Origin of the sequence: Pseudomonas sp. FP215 (genome assembly GCF_030687795.1) — a bacterium.
GTDB classification, from domain to species: domain Bacteria; phylum Pseudomonadota; class Gammaproteobacteria; order Pseudomonadales; family Pseudomonadaceae; genus Aquipseudomonas; species Aquipseudomonas salmasensis.
Genome location: NZ_CP117447.1, coordinates 1,956,482 through 1,970,306, shown reverse-complemented (window position 1 = coordinate 1,970,306; position 13,825 = coordinate 1,956,482). Strand labels below are relative to the sequence as shown.

Genomic DNA, 13,825 nt, shown 5'->3' with positions numbered 1-13,825 from the left:
TGTTCCGATGAAGAAGCTCAGTCAGGCGCAGATCACCGACAAGCTGCACCAGGACCACTTCCCTCGAGGTCCAGAACTGGAGCGGCTATCCGATCCACTTACTGACACGCCTATGCTGGTCACTCTGGAGCAGTTGCGGCCCTACGAACACAACCCTCGATTCATTCGTAATCCGCTGTATGACGATATCAAGGCTTCGATCCGTGAACGCGGGCTGGATCAACCACCGCCGATTACCCGTCGCCCGGGAGAAACCTATTTCATCATCCGCAACGGCGGTAATACGCGCTTGGCGATTCTCGGCGAGCTGTGGCAGGAAACTCGCGACGAGCGTTTCTTTCGGATTCACTGCCTGTTCCGACCTTGGAGCAATGAAACCAACGCCCTACTCGGCCATTTGGCGGAAAGCGATCTGCACGGCCAACTCACGTTCATCGAACGGGCTCTGGCGGTAGCCAAACTCAAAACCATGCTTGAATCGGATGGCCCACAGCTCTCACAACGGGAGCTGGCTCGACGTCTTGCCGCTGGGGGCTATCCGATTTCACAGTCGCACATCAGCCGGATGCTGGACACCCTCGAACACTTATTACCCGCCATTCCACAAACTCTGTATGCCGGGTTGGGTAAGCCTCAGATAGAGCGTCTGATCGGTCTACGTAGTCAGGCTGAGCGAATCTGGAACCGTTATCCAACTGCCACAGTTGCATTTGCAGAGTTCTGGCTGGAATCCATGGGTTACTTCGATTGCGATCCTGAATCCTTTGATCTTGAGAAGATCCAGGATGAATTACTCGAACGCATGAGCCGCTTGCTCGGACAGTCCTACCGTATGCTGGCCCTGGAGCTGAGCGATACCCAACGGGTCGTATCCACGCCTGGGGCTGTCACTACCAGGCCCTCAGAGAACATCTATTCGCCAAGCGAACATGAAGCCGCGGCAGAACCGCCCTCCTCCGACACTGAATCACAATCAACCCAGGTCGAGAGCAGGATAGAGTCAGTTTCAGAAGAACTGCTCGCAGAACCCGAAACAAATGTTTCACCAGCGGTCAATCCTCGATCACGCGTTCAACAGATTCGTGAGCAAATCGATCGCGAGATAGCCACCAAAGCGACGTCTCCAGTCGAAACCTGCCCAATCGACGACCTCTGGACGATCACACCAACGCTGGATACACCCGAACAACTGCGTTTAGCCATTGCCGGACTGGCGCGAGAAATGGCGGCCTATGCCGGATACCCCGAGAGCATCATCGGTCAGCCGCTTGGCTTGGGCTTCGCCCTGAACATCGAGCGAGTTGATCTTGCAGCGCCTCACGCAACCGGCGTTCACCTACTGCTCATGGCCCTGCTGCGCGCTCAAGACGACGTCAACTGGGAAGATCGTAAGCAACTGCCGTCAGCGCTGTTCGGCCAATTGTTGCTGGGGATCTATCAACTCCCGCTCACAAATCGTCCCGCCGTGGACGTGGGACTGGAGCGGCTGCCCGACAGGCTGTTAATCAAACTGTATCGCCTGATCCGCCTGGCCCGGCGTCTGATCGACTTAACGATTCCCCCTGAAGATAGCTCACCGAAGGAGCTGCCATGAACCTGTCCTTCAATGTGCTCAACCAGGCCATGCTGACCCAGATACTGCATGAGCTGCGCCAGGGTAACCTGCAGCGCTGCAAGGCACTCGGACTGGGTGAGGACGACATCTACCTGTTGCAATCCTTACCGCCCACTACGTTGTCGCGCCTGGCCCATGCAACCATCCCCTGGGTTGAGATCAAGATTGACTCGCCGGTGCTGCATCGGTTGATCGAGCAAGCCGAACGTGACGAGCAGAACGAGCGCTTGATCAACCGCGCGCTCAAGCTCGGCGCCAGCAGCACCATCATGTACCAATGCTTTGGCTTGGCGCATTCGGAAACCGCCCTGCGTCGACGTCTGCTCAAGATAGAAACCCGAAAAGGTCGCCCTCAGAATTTGAGCGAGGCGCAGGAGCATGCGCTCTGGCAGCGTTGGTGCCAACTACGCGCTCAGGACAGTACCGAGGACCAGCTCGACGCCATGATGATGCTGGCGGAGGAGCAACAAGTCAGCTTGACCATCGTCTGGCAACAAATCGACCAGTACAGCAACGGCACATGAACACAGCCCCTTCCAGTCGTTGGCAGCGTGTCCTGCAGCAATGCACCCAGCATCTGAGTGAACGCTGGCCCGTACGCCCTACCACTGAACAACCCTCCAACCAGGCCCTGCAAGCTGGCTTTCTATTCAGTGGCCAATCTCACGAAGTCGTGCCACGTCGGCTGCTGTTGGATAGTCGGTTGACGCCGTTGGAACGCAATGCCTGGCAGGTGTTTCGACTCATGCTGCAAGGCCAGGGCGTGGTCACGCCGCGCTATGAGGATTTGCAGCCTTACCTGTCGAGCGTGCCCTACGGTGCGTCAGCCTCCCGTGAAACCATTGCTCGGGTGTTGACGATGCTCAGGTTGACGCGCTGGCTCAGTTTGGTGAGTCGCGGACGCGATCAGCTCAGCGGACGTCTTCAAGGTTTTCTGTATGTTCTGCACGATGAGCCGTTAACCCCCGCCGAAACCATGGAACTGGATCAGGATTACCTGGCGCTGGTCGGGCATGCCCTCGGTCATGCGACGAAGGCGGTGCGTATTGTCGCTCAGCACGTTGTGGAGGAAGTCCGCCAGGACACGAATATCGATCGTGATCGGTTACCGACGCGGCTCGACAGCTGGGGCGAACACTGGACGCAGCAAGGATTGGATCAGCCAGCCGTTGATGCCTTCCACGATTCCGAACGGGAGGAAGATCACCGCGTTCGGAATCGTGCAGGCCCTCGTTCGGATTCCGAACCGGGCCTGAACGTCAATGTTTCAGACACCGTTCGGAATCCGAACGCCGCCTGTACTGTATTAAAAGAAAGTATTTGTACAGTACCGCGCGCGACCGCAGCGGTGGATAACCTGCACTGGCCCGCTGCGCTGCACCTGAGCCCAAGCGAGCGTCAGGCCGTCGCCGTGGCGCTGAACAAACTCAAACCAGCGGATCGGCAGGCGGTGCTCAACGAAGCGGGAGCACGTTGTGCGGCCGGTGGAATCCGCAAGCCAGCGGCGTATCTGATGGGCCTGATCCAGCGCGCACTGAAAGGTGACTTTCGTCCTTGGGCAGGTCAGGCCGAACCTTCACCCATTGCAGAATCACCTCCACCCGCTCCCTCGCGGCCATCTCGACAACAGGGCGAACCCGCGTCTGCCCTCGCACAAGCGTGCCTGAATGAGCTGCGCCAACTGCGTGGCAAACGCGGTGGACCTCAGTAGATTTGATGCCAGTGGCATCAAATCCATGGTGTTCCACTCTACGAACACATCGGATCAAACTATGAAACTCTTAGGGAAAAGCCGGGACATCTCTTTCGATGAACGTAGACGTCAGTAGATTTGATGCCGGTGGCATCAAATCTACTGACGTCTCCATAATTAGCCCTCTTAAACCAAACCGAACAGACCGCATTCAGTTTTTTGGCTGTCCTTGACCCTCATCTGCCGCAACGTTTCCGTCCAAGCGAATGCGAGGACAACGCCGTGGCCGATCATTACCAACTCAACCTGGGTTCATTGCGCAGCAGCATCACCCTGACCCTGCACACTCACCACGCCGCCCGTATCTGGCAAGGGCGGACCGCACGCGAAGGCGTTCACTCGATCATGGGCATGGCCGGCTACATCAGTGTCACCAACCTGATCAAACAAACCGCGGCTCAGGACGATCCCTATGCCGACTGGGCCATCGTACAACTCGAAGAAAAACTGATGCAGGCCAAGGCTGGGATGCTGGAACTGACCCAACAGCTGGATCGGATCAGACAGGACCTGCCGACACAGATCGACATGGGCGACAACCTCAACATCCACCCCGTCACCTTGCCGTTGTACATCGGCAGCCAGCTGGGTTTTCTGGCGGTCTACCTGCTGACCGACTACGACACCCTGGTGCGTCGTACCCTATTGGCCCATCACACAGCCTTGATCGGCCGCGTCGACATGGAAGCCTGGATCGATGACGGCGCCCATCTGCTGCGCAGCCTGTTCGGCCAGGCGCAGCGCTATCGGCATTCTGGCGTCACCCGTGATGACATGGCAGCGAACAATGCCCGTGCTCTGGCGGCCATCGAGAAGATGGGTTTGCCCCCCATGGACATTCTTGAGGGTCATCGCCGCTCCCAGTTCGCGCCACCGATCATTCGTCGTGGTGCTGTGGCAGTGGATGACGCGGACGCATTGGCAGAGGAAGCGAGAGAGCCATCTGCGACGGTGGATGAGCCGGAGGACGAAGCATGAATCTCATGATCCCGGCTCAACCAATGCCCTTCGAAGCGTTAACACCGGATGCCTATCGACAGCTCGAACACGCTGCCTCCCTAAAAGGCCTTTTAAAACCTTTTAAGGGTAAGGGGGAGTTGGACCACCTGGCGCAGGTGGCGAGGGAAATCGAGGCGCAGTTATGTCACCTGATGGAAGCTGTTGTGCAGCAAGCCGGACAGCCCCCGTACTCACTGCTGGATATTCGATTGGTGCTGCAGAACACCAGCGCGGGCAGCACCTTTTTGCGTTGGCGAACCCGTGACTTCGCCCGCATGGGGGTTGCGGTCTGGGAACGCCAGGTCCGCAACAAGACCCAACCGCAGGCCGTACGCGAGGGGTTGCACCGTTTCGAATGCAACCGTATTGCACTGAACCTGCAGATGAGCGTGGTGCATTCGCTTTACCGCCAGGCCTCGACCTGCGCGATCAAAATGGCCAGTGCCGAACGGCTGCTGCGCCAGTTCACAACCGCAGCGGAGATATCACGATGAGTACTTTTTTCGTCGGCGAAGGCAACATCGGCAGTGCGCCAGAGTTCCAGGAATTCGCCTCAGGCAATGACGAGCCACGGCGTTTGCTACGGCTGAATGTGTACTTCGACAACCCCGTGCCACGCGAGGGCGGCTACGAAGATCGAGGCGGCTATTGGGCGCCGGTTGAGCTCTGGCACCGCGAGGCTGAACACTGGAGCACGCTGTACCAGAAAGGTATGCGTGTGCTGGTCGAGGGCCGCACGATACGAGATGAGTGGGAGGACAGCGAAGACAACGCGCGGGTGACCTTCAAGATCGAGGCCCGTCGAGTCGGCATCCTGCCTCATCGAGTGCACAGCGTGGTCATGCGGGAGCGATCCAATGAACCGGCAGCATCTGCGAAACACGTCGGGCAAAATACAGAGCAAGCCAGCTCACCTGCGTCGAAGCCAAAAAAGCGCACAGGGCCGCCACCTCCGGAATGACGAGCATTAGGCATAAAAATTGCGCCTTTGCGCGAAGTTGCTGGCGTATTACTACTCGCTGCTCGTGAAGACCCACACTGTCGTCCACGCTAAAACGGGGTAACAGCATCGGATCGTCAAGGCAGTCCTCACCGACTAATATGAGGTACCTGCGAGTCAGGTTTCTCATATCTCGTAGCTGCTGTTTCCAACAACTCTGCTCCGGACCCCATCCGGAGCAGTCTTATGCGCCTCTTCCTCTGCGAGAAACCTTCCCAAGGTCGTGACATCGCCAAAGTTCTCGGAGCCAGCCGGCGCAGCGATGGCTGCCTAATCGCACCCGAGACAACCGTCACCTGGTGTATCGGTCACCTGCTGGAGACAGCACCGCCTGAAGCTTATGGTGAACACTTCAAGAGTTGGTCGTTAGATCATCTACCGATCATTCCCGCGCAGTGGCAGGTCGAGGTCAAACCCAAGACTGCGGCACAGTTCAAAGTCATCAAGCGCCTGCTCAGTAAAGCCACCACCGTCGTCATCGCGACCGACGCCGACCGCGAAGGTGAAATGATTGCCCGCGAGTTACTGGAACTCTGCAAGTATCGAGGCCCCGTTCAGCGCCTCTGGTTGTCGGCACTCAACGAGGCGTCGATTCGCAAAGCATTGTCCTCGCTGAAGTCTGGTCAGGAGACCTTCCCGCTCTATCACTCAGCCCTCGCCCGCAGCCGTGCTGACTGGCTGATCGGCATGAACCTCAGTCGTTTGTTTACCCTCCTCGGTCGGCGGGCAGGCTACGACGGCGTGCTGTCGGTTGGACGCGTACAGACACCCACTTTACGCCTAGTGGTCGATCGGGATCGTGCGATTGCCAGTTTCGTTCCGGTGCCCTACTGGAACGTTGAAGTGCACTTATCGTCGAGGGGTCAGCGATTCATCGCATCGTGGTTACCGCCAAGCTCAGGACAGGACGAAGCGGGTCGTTGCCTGCAACAGGCGCTTGCCAGTCAAACGGTCCAAGCGATCTCTTGCAGCAAGACCGCCACAGTACTCTCGCTGCAGACTGAGCATTTCCGCGAAGCGGCGCCCCTGCCCTTCGACTTGAGCACGCTGCAAGAAGTCTGCTCGCGCAAGTTGGGACTCGGCGTTCAGGAAGTCCTGAATATCGCCCAGGCTCTGTATGAAACCTACAAAGCCACCACCTACCCGCGCAGTGATTGCCGCTATTTGCCAGAGAGTATGTTCGACGAGGTATCTGGGGTATTCGATGCCCTGCTCAAAACCGATCCCACCCTGCGGCCCGCATTCGGAAGACTCGATCGATCACTGCACTCCCGCGTGTGGAACGATGCCAAGGTCACCGCGCACCACGGCATCATTCCCACCACCGAGCCGGCGAACCTTGCGCGGATGTCCGAACAAGAACGCCAAGTCTACGAACTGATTCGTAGCCACTACCTCGCGCAATTTCTTCCGTCTCATGAGTTTGATCGAACCCAGGTCGAACTGGAATGTGGCGAAAAACGATTGACCGCTGTTGGCAAACAGATCCTGGTCCAGGGCTGGAAAGGCTTGCTCTCCGAAAACACCGAGGAGGACGAACCCAGTCACAAGTCCCAAGTCTTACCCGTCTTGCAACAGGGCACGCAGTGCGCAGTGGACGACGTCGAACTCAAGTCCATGCGCACCGCCGCCCCCAAACCACTCACCGAGGGCGATCTGATCAAGGCGATGAAAAACGTCGCCAAGCTGGTCAACGACCCACGCCTGAAACAGAAACTTCGGGACACTACCGGTATCGGTACCGAAGCCACGCGAGCCGGCATCATCAAGGGGTTGATTGATCGCGGTTACTTGCTGAAGAAAAAACGCGCCTTAATGGCCTCCGCAGCGGCCCATACCCTGATTGAGGCGGTACCCGCCGCAATCGCAGATCCGGGCATGACCGCGATATGGGAACAGGCCCTGGACGAAATCGAAACGGGACGCCTGACCCTTGATGCGTTCGTCGCCAAGCAGGCGAACTGGATTGCACAATTGGTCGAACACTGTGGCGCACTCACCTTGGCGGTACCTGTCGAAGCCGGCCCGGCCTGCCCCATTTGCAATGCCTCGATGCGTAGACGTAAAGGAAAATCAGGGCAGTTCTGGTCATGCTCCCACTACCCAGATTGCAAGGGCACTGTGTCGATCAGTAAAGATACGCGTCGCTCATGATGTTCCATGGGACGATCATTATGAGAACGGTGCGTTCTCTGCCTTGACGTCGTCCCACCCTCTCTGCTGTAGTGCCTCAGGATCATCGCCAATGGCGACCCAAGACCGATTTGCTCCGGGTAGCTCGGTCGAACTCGTCGAGTTCGGAGCCTTCTCTTCTGCGGGATTTCATTCCCGTTTTGTGCTTGACCTGATCGTGGTGGCGGATGACCACTGTTGCCTCTACCCGGCAACAGCGGTCATCCGCTTCGGCGATCGTATTCAGTCCCGGAGCCCGCCGGGGAAACACTGGGCACCTTTTGTGCGCGGATGCGTGCCAGCATGTTCCGACCCAGGCCACGACAAGGGTCGGTTGGCGAATCATGGCGCAGTTCAACCAAGTGTTGCGAGGCGCTGGTCGACTGCGTAAGACCGTCAAAGGTGGTTTTTTTCTTCCTCGCCTGGCATCCCGTCAGGCCCACTCTTCACTTTCTTCAGTCCAGTGACTGCCACTGTATTCCGGCTATAAAAAATCGGGTTGCAGCGTCTTGACGCTCCCCTGTGACAGGCTTATACAAAGGGCGTGGTTTGCTGTCGTTGACAGCCCAGCCCAGGTAGCTTGAACCTTCAAGGCTACGCCACGTTCGTGGTGGTTTACCCAAGTGCGATCAGCGTTCGGAAGCTCGCACGGTTACCGCCTCAGCGGTGATGAATGCCCACTACCCCATGTCTGCTAACCACTACCGCAGACGTTCCTCAGCTGCACCGTTATTCCGCCAGACGCATCGTTCTGATCGTCATCGGCTTGCCGGTGGTGAGTCGTTCATCGCTCTTCTTCACCTTACCCACCCTGACGGGGGCTCACTTCCCCATCAGGGACTGTGCGTCGCCGTTTCCCCTTGAAACAGGAGAACCACCATGGCCCACGCCAACCAATCCAAAGAAGCGACCACTTACTTCAACCTGCACACCGTCGGTATCGGCTACCTCAACCGTGTTCGTGAAGTCCAAGTCCGCCGCGGCCAACCATTCATTGCCTGCGATATCGCAGCCCTGCACGGTGCCACCGATGCGGTGGAGTACACCCGCTTCGACTGCAAAGTCGCTGGGGGTGAAGCTGAACGCTTGATTCGTCTCTATATGGACGCCGTCAACGCCGAGAAAAAGGTCTTGCTGTCGTTCCGTATCGGCGACCTGTGGATCGATCCGTTTCTCTATGAGAAAGGCGAGAAACAAGGCCAACCGGGCGCCAGCCTGAAAGGTCGTTTGCTGTTCATCGACTGGATCAAGATCAACGGCACGTTCGAATACAAAGCACCCGCCAGGCAGGAAGCAACAGCACCTGCTGAGCAAGCGCCAAACAGTGAACCATCCCCACCGTCGGCTGATGCCGAAGTTGAGGATACCGAAAACCCAATAGAGGCTCGGGTGGAACCTGAATCTCCACCCGCTCCGCGCACGGCCCGCCGTGATGCCACCCGTACCGTTCAGTCCGCCTGAACAGTCCACGATGTTCCTCATCAAGGCGCTCCGTCGAGCGCCTTTTCTTCAATCAGCACAGGGGACCATTATGGAATCCTTCTGGCTTTGCGACGACTGCCTGTTCGCTACAGCTTACGAGGACTACAGCACCTTATCGCTGTATTACTCGCAGGATGAGGTCGAACAACGCATCGCCGCGATACATCGTGAGCTAGTTCGGTTGATGCCCATCAGTGCCGACTTCGATCCCGAAGCCGGCTGGGGAATAAGAACCTTTTCTCCATCGCCTTGCGACGGCTGTGGTTCACATCTACACGGTCAACGCCACCGATTCACTCGGCTGTAAACAGCGCGCCATCTGCTAACGCCCAAGACTCCACACCCACCTTGGGGGATACCACTCCCCTCGGGCGTGTACCCCTGATTGTTCCCTTCGGAGGTACCGCCATGAGCACCCAACTTACACTGATTGAGACCTCGGATTTCGAGGCTGATCGCATTGTCCAAGAAAACCAGCTGATCGACGAAGCGCAGCATATTCTGGATCGTCGGCTGTTCGCCCGCGGCCCTATCCTGACGTCGCCTGACACTGTTGCCTCCTACCTAAAACTGCAGCTTGCGCAACAAGAGCATGAAGTCTTCGGTGTGATCTTTCTCGATGCCAGGCACCGGGTGCTGGCATTCGAAGTCCTCTTTCACGGCAGCATTGATGGCGCCAGCGTTTACCCCCGCCAAGTCGTTAAGCGTTCCCTAGCGCATAACGCTGCGGCCGCCATTTTGGTTCACAACCATCCCTCGGGTTGTACAGAACCCAGCCAGGCGGATCGCGTCTTGACCGCACGGCTGAAGGAGGCCTTGGCCTTGATCGAAGTGCGTGTATTGGATCACTTCATCGTGGGTGAAGGTCGTCCTCTCTCCCTTGCCGAATACGGCTGGCTTTAACCCTCACAGGCGCCTTCGGGCGCCTTGTTCATTTTCATTCTGGAGAACCCTCATGAACCCCGCACACCAAGCCCCAGCTCTGCTGATGGCCTCAACCCCATTTGCTCGCGGCTACGACAACCTTCATATCGAACGGCTGCTACTGATCACCTACGAAAACGACTGCCCTCCCTGCGTTCGACCAGTGCACGACTCACAAGCACATCTGCCCGACAATGAGCTGCAACTGTTCACCTGCCTGTTCAATGACGATTTCGCCTTGATCAGCGAAGGCCAATCCATTCCGGATGAATTGGATGAATTAGATGAACGCTGCCAGTCCACCGGGTTGGTGCGCCAAGTGATCTACGCCGTGATGGGCGACATGCTCAACGAGCGGCATCACCTCGGCGATCTGTACTCCCTGGAAGAAGCCCAAGCCATGGTCCATCGCTTGAGCTTCGAAACGGGGCACTACAGTCGAGCCTGGGAGATCAGTACCGCACACCTTCCTGAAGAAGCGATGTTCTATCTGGAAGGATGGGCAAGTAACTCCGCTCCGAGGCAAACCGGCCTTTTGTTCGAGCTTTTCGAGTTGCCGGATTGCTGCGGCATCAGTTGCAAGCTGATTGGCACGCCATGGACGGACGAAAACTTGCTGAACATTGAGGGCAAACGTTATTCAAGCTTGAGACAAGAGCAACTCGACGCAGGCACACCGGAAGTCCTAGTCAACGTACTGTACCTGGCGGCATTGGCGGATGCGAGATTGTTGATCTTCGACCCCGACGCTGCCGTCTTGAATGGGCTCGCTATTTTTGATGAATAGCAACGCGTTCAGCGTTAACACGACCCGCCTTGAATCAACTTTCTCACTGAGTTGCTCCTTCACCTCATGTCAGGTTTTGCACTGAATCTGTCATGAGGTTTTTTCCATGGAGCGTTTTTTCACGCCTGTCTGCCTGCTGGGTTTGTTGAGCGCCTGCACCGCGCAAATCCCCAATACATTGCCAACCCATCCAGAGATCGACAGTGGCTCCAATCGGGCCCAGCTTTCGAGGGACACAGCGGAAGGAAACCATCCGACAGAACTCCGCTATGGCCGCTATACGCTGGTCAGCACCGAGCCCACCACGGAACAACGCTATCTTCTCGCTCAAATCATTGAAGTGAACATCCCGTCCAGCCTAAACCCCTCAGTGCAGGATGCGTTGCAGTACGTATTGCAGCGCTCGGGCTATTCGCTCTGCCCCGTTACTGCGTCGGTGAAGTTGCTGTTTACCCGGCCTCTGCCTGCAGCCCATTACCGGCTTGGTCCAATCCCTTTGCGCCGCGCGCTACAAGTGCTGGCTGGCCCCGCCTGGCAACTCACGACCGATGAAGTCAGCCGTTCGGTCTGCTTCGAACAGCAGAAAACGGATGCCGGTGTCGCGCTGATTACACCCGTCTTGCCCCATCAATCGGAGGCGCGGTCATGAAAGCCTCAACGTTTCAAACCCTCATCATCGGGCTCCTTTGCCTGGCGGTCGCCGGGCTGAGCGGTGGTTTGTATAACCAGTATCAACGCATGGCAAAACTGCAGAGCACGGACACGCAATACCGACAAACTTTGGACACCCTGCAACATGATTCAAGCGCCCTCAAGGATGCACAAGAGAAGCTGCAGTACGCGCTGAAAGACCTGAAGCAGATGGTCGATACTAGTGAGCAACAGGCCAATACCCTCGATCCGATGCTGGATCAGTGGGCGCAAGAAATACAGGAGCTGCGCGATGGTCTGGCAGCCCGCGCCACCGTGGCAGAACTGACAGCGCTGCGCGCACACCTTGAACAGGTCGAGCAGCAGTTCCAGGAGCACAAGACCCAGCCATCACCCCCACCGCCGTCGCCTTCCGCGACTAAACCGAAAAAGACCGCTCGCCCCAAGCCCGTCCCGCTCTCGCCACCGTTCTCGGTGTTGGGGGTCGAATCCCGTGGTGGTGAGCGCTTCTTGGCAGTCGCACCTCATGACAGTCGCTCTCTCATAGATGTTCGGCTGCTGCATAGCGGCGAGCAGCTCGGAGCCTGGTACCTGAAAGTGCTGGAGCCGAACTCAGCCATCTTCGCGGTGGCCGCTCAGCCAGACCAGACCGTGCACCTCCCTTGAGAAGCGATCATGAACAGAGCGCTACTGCCCACCGTCGTCTGTCTCGCTTCGCTACTGGCCATGGACGCTGCGATGGGCAACCCCGTCACGACACAGTCACAGACCCAGGACACGCAGTCTGCTCCGCTGGGGCGCTCTGACTCTGAACAGGCAGCGAGCTGGGGCCTGACGGGGCAGGAGTGGACGCGCTTCGAACAGATCCAATCCGGCCCACGCGGTTTCTGGAGCCCGAACCTCGATCCGTTGACCGCGCTCGGGGTTGAGGCCCAGACCGACCAAGAGCGCCAGCGCTATGCCGAATTACAGGTAGCGCTGGAAGCCAAACGCGCCGAGCGCGAGTTGGCCTACCAAAACGCTTACGCCGCGGCCTGGACCAAGCTGTTTCCCGGGCTGCTACCGATCCAGGGCATGGCATCCCCGCCCCCTATCAGCTCAGCGGCCGCGCCGCGCCAGGCTCTATTTGTGGAGGACCACTGCTCAGCGTGTACCGCCGAAGCCCAGCGTCTGCAAAGCAGCGACACGGCGTTCGATATCTACCTGGTGGGCAGCCAAGGCGAGGATGAACGCGTCCGTAGCTGGGCTCGGCAAGCGGGCATCGATCCCGTCAAGGTTCAACGCCGGCAGATCACCCTGAACCATGACCGTGGTCGCTGGTTCAGCCTGGGTGCCCCGGGGCCAATGCCTGCCACATTTCAACAGGTGAATGGACAATGGCAACGCCTCGACTGAGTGGTCTTGCGCTGGTGCTGACGGTGCTCGCCGTCCAGGCCGACCAACTTCCGCCTCCGGCCTATCAATTGGCGGCGCATGACGCCGACATCCCTTCTATGGTGCTATTCGCAATTGCCCTGCAGGAGAGTGGTATCCACGTCCGTGGTCGATTGCTGCCCTGGCCCTGGACCCTGAACATCGCCGGAATACCCTACCGCTTCGCCACTCGCCAGGCCGCCTGTCACGCCTTACTTCAGGCGCTCGCGCGACATGACGCCAAGCGGGTCGATGTCGGTCTTGGACAAACCAACCTGGGTTACCACGGGCAACGTTATTCCAGCCCCTGCGAAGCCCTTGACCCTTACCGAAATCTCGCCGTGACCGCCGCGCTGTTGCAGGAGCATCACGCCACCACCGGTGATTGGGTATCAGCTGCCGGCCGATATCACCGCCCGGCAGGAGGAACGCCGGCCGCGCGTTACCGCGCCGGCTTTTCCCGGCAACTCGAACGGTTGCTGGTTTCTTTCAAACAGGGCACACCACCATGAAGCGAATCCCCATCGCCTGTTATTTCATCCTGCTTTTGGTATCTTTCGCCCAGCCGGAACTGACCGTAGCCGGGGATCAGCCTAGCGACTTCACCCGACACCATTTTCAAGTTGCCAGGCCGCTAATAAACAACAAGATCCAGCCTGATCGGGCCATGCATGCGGACCTGTCCACGTTTGCCGATGAAGCCTGGATACTGCCCATCCGTAGCCCCCACTTGAGCCCCGGCCAGATCACGTATCGCGCCCTGAACATGCCGGGCTTGCGGCCATTTTTTCTGGTCGGTGACGATCCCCTGTCGCTGACTTGGCTGCGTCAGCGCGCTGCTGAACTGCAGGAAATGGGCGCGGCTGGCCTCGCCGTCGAAGTAGCCGACACTGAAGCCCTGGCCCGAATTCGCGCAGCCGCTCCAGACATCACCATCCTGCCGGTCAACGGCAACGACATCGCCACCCGCCTGCAGATTTTGCACTACCCCGTCTTGATCACCGCCACCTCATTGGGACAGTGAGTCAG

General features: G+C 58.2%; 15 protein-coding genes and 1 pseudogene. All 16 read left to right on the top strand.

What is annotated here, in order from left to right:
- The first annotated feature begins 7 nt into the window (after positions 1-7).
- The 16 genes and pseudogenes from PSH76_RS09075 to PSH76_RS09000 all read left to right on the top strand — a co-directional run bounded on the left by PSH76_RS09075 (position 8) and on the right by PSH76_RS09000 (position 13,820).
- Positions 8-1,594: a ParB family protein gene (locus tag PSH76_RS09075; protein ID WP_020300884.1), complete on the top strand. Its 1,587-nt coding sequence runs from the start codon at positions 8-10 to the stop codon at positions 1,592-1,594.
- Positions 1,591-2,139, top strand: a complete 549-nt coding sequence (locus PSH76_RS09070) for a DUF2857 domain-containing protein (RefSeq protein ID WP_032903632.1) — start codon at positions 1,591-1,593, stop codon at positions 2,137-2,139. The genes PSH76_RS09075 and PSH76_RS09070 overlap by 4 nt, the downstream gene beginning before the upstream one ends.
- Positions 2,136-3,326 carry an STY4528 family pathogenicity island replication protein gene (locus tag PSH76_RS09065; RefSeq protein WP_305493936.1) on the top strand — a complete coding sequence of 397 codons (1,191 nt, stop codon included), beginning with the start codon at positions 2,136-2,138 and terminating at the stop codon, positions 3,324-3,326. The genes PSH76_RS09070 and PSH76_RS09065 overlap by 4 nt, the downstream gene beginning before the upstream one ends.
- A 264-nt stretch (positions 3,327-3,590) precedes the next feature.
- Positions 3,591-4,346: a PFL_4669 family integrating conjugative element protein gene (locus tag PSH76_RS09060; protein WP_020300887.1), complete on the top strand. Its 756-nt coding sequence runs from the start codon at positions 3,591-3,593 to the stop codon at positions 4,344-4,346.
- A complete protein-coding gene (locus tag PSH76_RS09055; RefSeq protein WP_032903630.1) occupies positions 4,343-4,861 on the top strand; it encodes a DUF3158 family protein in 519 nt (172 codons plus the stop codon). Before PSH76_RS09060 ends, PSH76_RS09055 begins: the two co-directional genes overlap by 4 nt.
- Positions 4,858-5,328 carry a single-stranded DNA-binding protein gene (locus PSH76_RS09050; protein ID WP_020300889.1) on the top strand — a complete coding sequence of 157 codons (471 nt, stop codon included), beginning with the start codon at positions 4,858-4,860 and terminating at the stop codon, positions 5,326-5,328. Before PSH76_RS09055 ends, PSH76_RS09050 begins: the two co-directional genes overlap by 4 nt.
- A 225-nt stretch (positions 5,329-5,553) precedes the next feature.
- A complete protein-coding gene (locus PSH76_RS09045; RefSeq protein WP_020300890.1) occupies positions 5,554-7,521 on the top strand; it encodes a DNA topoisomerase III in 1,968 nt (655 codons plus the stop codon).
- 897 nt (positions 7,522-8,418) lie between these two features.
- A complete protein-coding gene (locus tag PSH76_RS09040; RefSeq protein WP_020300891.1) occupies positions 8,419-9,000 on the top strand; it encodes an STY4534 family ICE replication protein in 582 nt (193 codons plus the stop codon).
- Positions 9,001-9,070: 70 nt separating this feature from the next.
- Positions 9,071-9,328 carry a hypothetical protein gene (locus tag PSH76_RS09035; RefSeq protein ID WP_032903653.1) on the top strand — a complete coding sequence of 86 codons (258 nt, stop codon included), beginning with the start codon at positions 9,071-9,073 and terminating at the stop codon, positions 9,326-9,328.
- A gap of 215 nt (positions 9,329-9,543) precedes the next feature.
- A pseudogene (gene radC / locus PSH76_RS09030) lies at positions 9,544-9,924 on the top strand (DNA repair protein RadC); the annotation flags it as partial.
- Positions 9,925-9,976: 52 nt separating this feature from the next.
- Positions 9,977-10,732, top strand: coding sequence for a hypothetical protein (locus PSH76_RS09025; RefSeq protein ID WP_020300893.1), 756 nt, complete (start codon positions 9,977-9,979; stop codon positions 10,730-10,732).
- A 106-nt stretch (positions 10,733-10,838) separates the two neighbouring features.
- Entirely contained in the window at positions 10,839-11,381 is a 543-nt protein-coding gene (locus tag PSH76_RS09020; protein ID WP_020300894.1) for a PilL N-terminal domain-containing protein, read from the top strand.
- Positions 11,378-12,049 carry a hypothetical protein gene (locus PSH76_RS09015; protein WP_020300895.1) on the top strand — a complete coding sequence of 224 codons (672 nt, stop codon included), beginning with the start codon at positions 11,378-11,380 and terminating at the stop codon, positions 12,047-12,049. Before PSH76_RS09020 ends, PSH76_RS09015 begins: the two co-directional genes overlap by 4 nt.
- A 9-nt stretch (positions 12,050-12,058) precedes the next feature.
- The gene (locus tag PSH76_RS09010; protein ID WP_032903628.1) at positions 12,059-12,778 is read left to right on the top strand and encodes a TIGR03759 family integrating conjugative element protein; all 720 of its coding nucleotides are present in this window, start codon (positions 12,059-12,061) and stop codon (positions 12,776-12,778) included.
- Complete coding sequence (locus PSH76_RS09005; RefSeq protein WP_020300897.1) at positions 12,760-13,308, top strand: hypothetical protein; 549 nt, start codon at positions 12,760-12,762, stop codon at positions 13,306-13,308. The genes PSH76_RS09010 and PSH76_RS09005 overlap by 19 nt, the downstream gene beginning before the upstream one ends.
- The gene (locus PSH76_RS09000; protein ID WP_020300898.1) at positions 13,305-13,820 is read left to right on the top strand and encodes an integrating conjugative element protein; all 516 of its coding nucleotides are present in this window, start codon (positions 13,305-13,307) and stop codon (positions 13,818-13,820) included. Before PSH76_RS09005 ends, PSH76_RS09000 begins: the two co-directional genes overlap by 4 nt.
- Positions 13,821-13,825: the final 5 nt, after the last annotated feature.

Coding starts and splice junctions, on each gene's coding strand:
- PSH76_RS09040 (WP_020300891.1), top strand. CDS start 8,419: ATGGCCCACGCCAACCAATCCAAAGAAGCGACCACTTACTTCAACCTG.
- PSH76_RS09015 (WP_020300895.1), top strand. CDS start 11,378: ATGAAAGCCTCAACGTTTCAAACCCTCATCATCGGGCTCCTTTGCCTG.
- PSH76_RS09025 (WP_020300893.1), top strand. CDS start 9,977: ATGAACCCCGCACACCAAGCCCCAGCTCTGCTGATGGCCTCAACCCCA.
- PSH76_RS09065 (WP_305493936.1), top strand. CDS start 2,136: ATGAACACAGCCCCTTCCAGTCGTTGGCAGCGTGTCCTGCAGCAATGC.
- PSH76_RS09010 (WP_032903628.1), top strand. CDS start 12,059: ATGAACAGAGCGCTACTGCCCACCGTCGTCTGTCTCGCTTCGCTACTG.
- PSH76_RS09075 (WP_020300884.1), top strand. CDS start 8: ATGAAGAAGCTCAGTCAGGCGCAGATCACCGACAAGCTGCACCAGGAC.
- PSH76_RS09005 (WP_020300897.1), top strand. CDS start 12,760: ATGGCAACGCCTCGACTGAGTGGTCTTGCGCTGGTGCTGACGGTGCTC.
- PSH76_RS09020 (WP_020300894.1), top strand. CDS start 10,839: ATGGAGCGTTTTTTCACGCCTGTCTGCCTGCTGGGTTTGTTGAGCGCC.
- PSH76_RS09055 (WP_032903630.1), top strand. CDS start 4,343: ATGAATCTCATGATCCCGGCTCAACCAATGCCCTTCGAAGCGTTAACA.
- PSH76_RS09070 (WP_032903632.1), top strand. CDS start 1,591: ATGAACCTGTCCTTCAATGTGCTCAACCAGGCCATGCTGACCCAGATA.
- PSH76_RS09035 (WP_032903653.1), top strand. CDS start 9,071: ATGGAATCCTTCTGGCTTTGCGACGACTGCCTGTTCGCTACAGCTTAC.
- PSH76_RS09050 (WP_020300889.1), top strand. CDS start 4,858: ATGAGTACTTTTTTCGTCGGCGAAGGCAACATCGGCAGTGCGCCAGAG.
- PSH76_RS09000 (WP_020300898.1), top strand. CDS start 13,305: ATGAAGCGAATCCCCATCGCCTGTTATTTCATCCTGCTTTTGGTATCT.
- PSH76_RS09045 (WP_020300890.1), top strand. CDS start 5,554: ATGCGCCTCTTCCTCTGCGAGAAACCTTCCCAAGGTCGTGACATCGCC.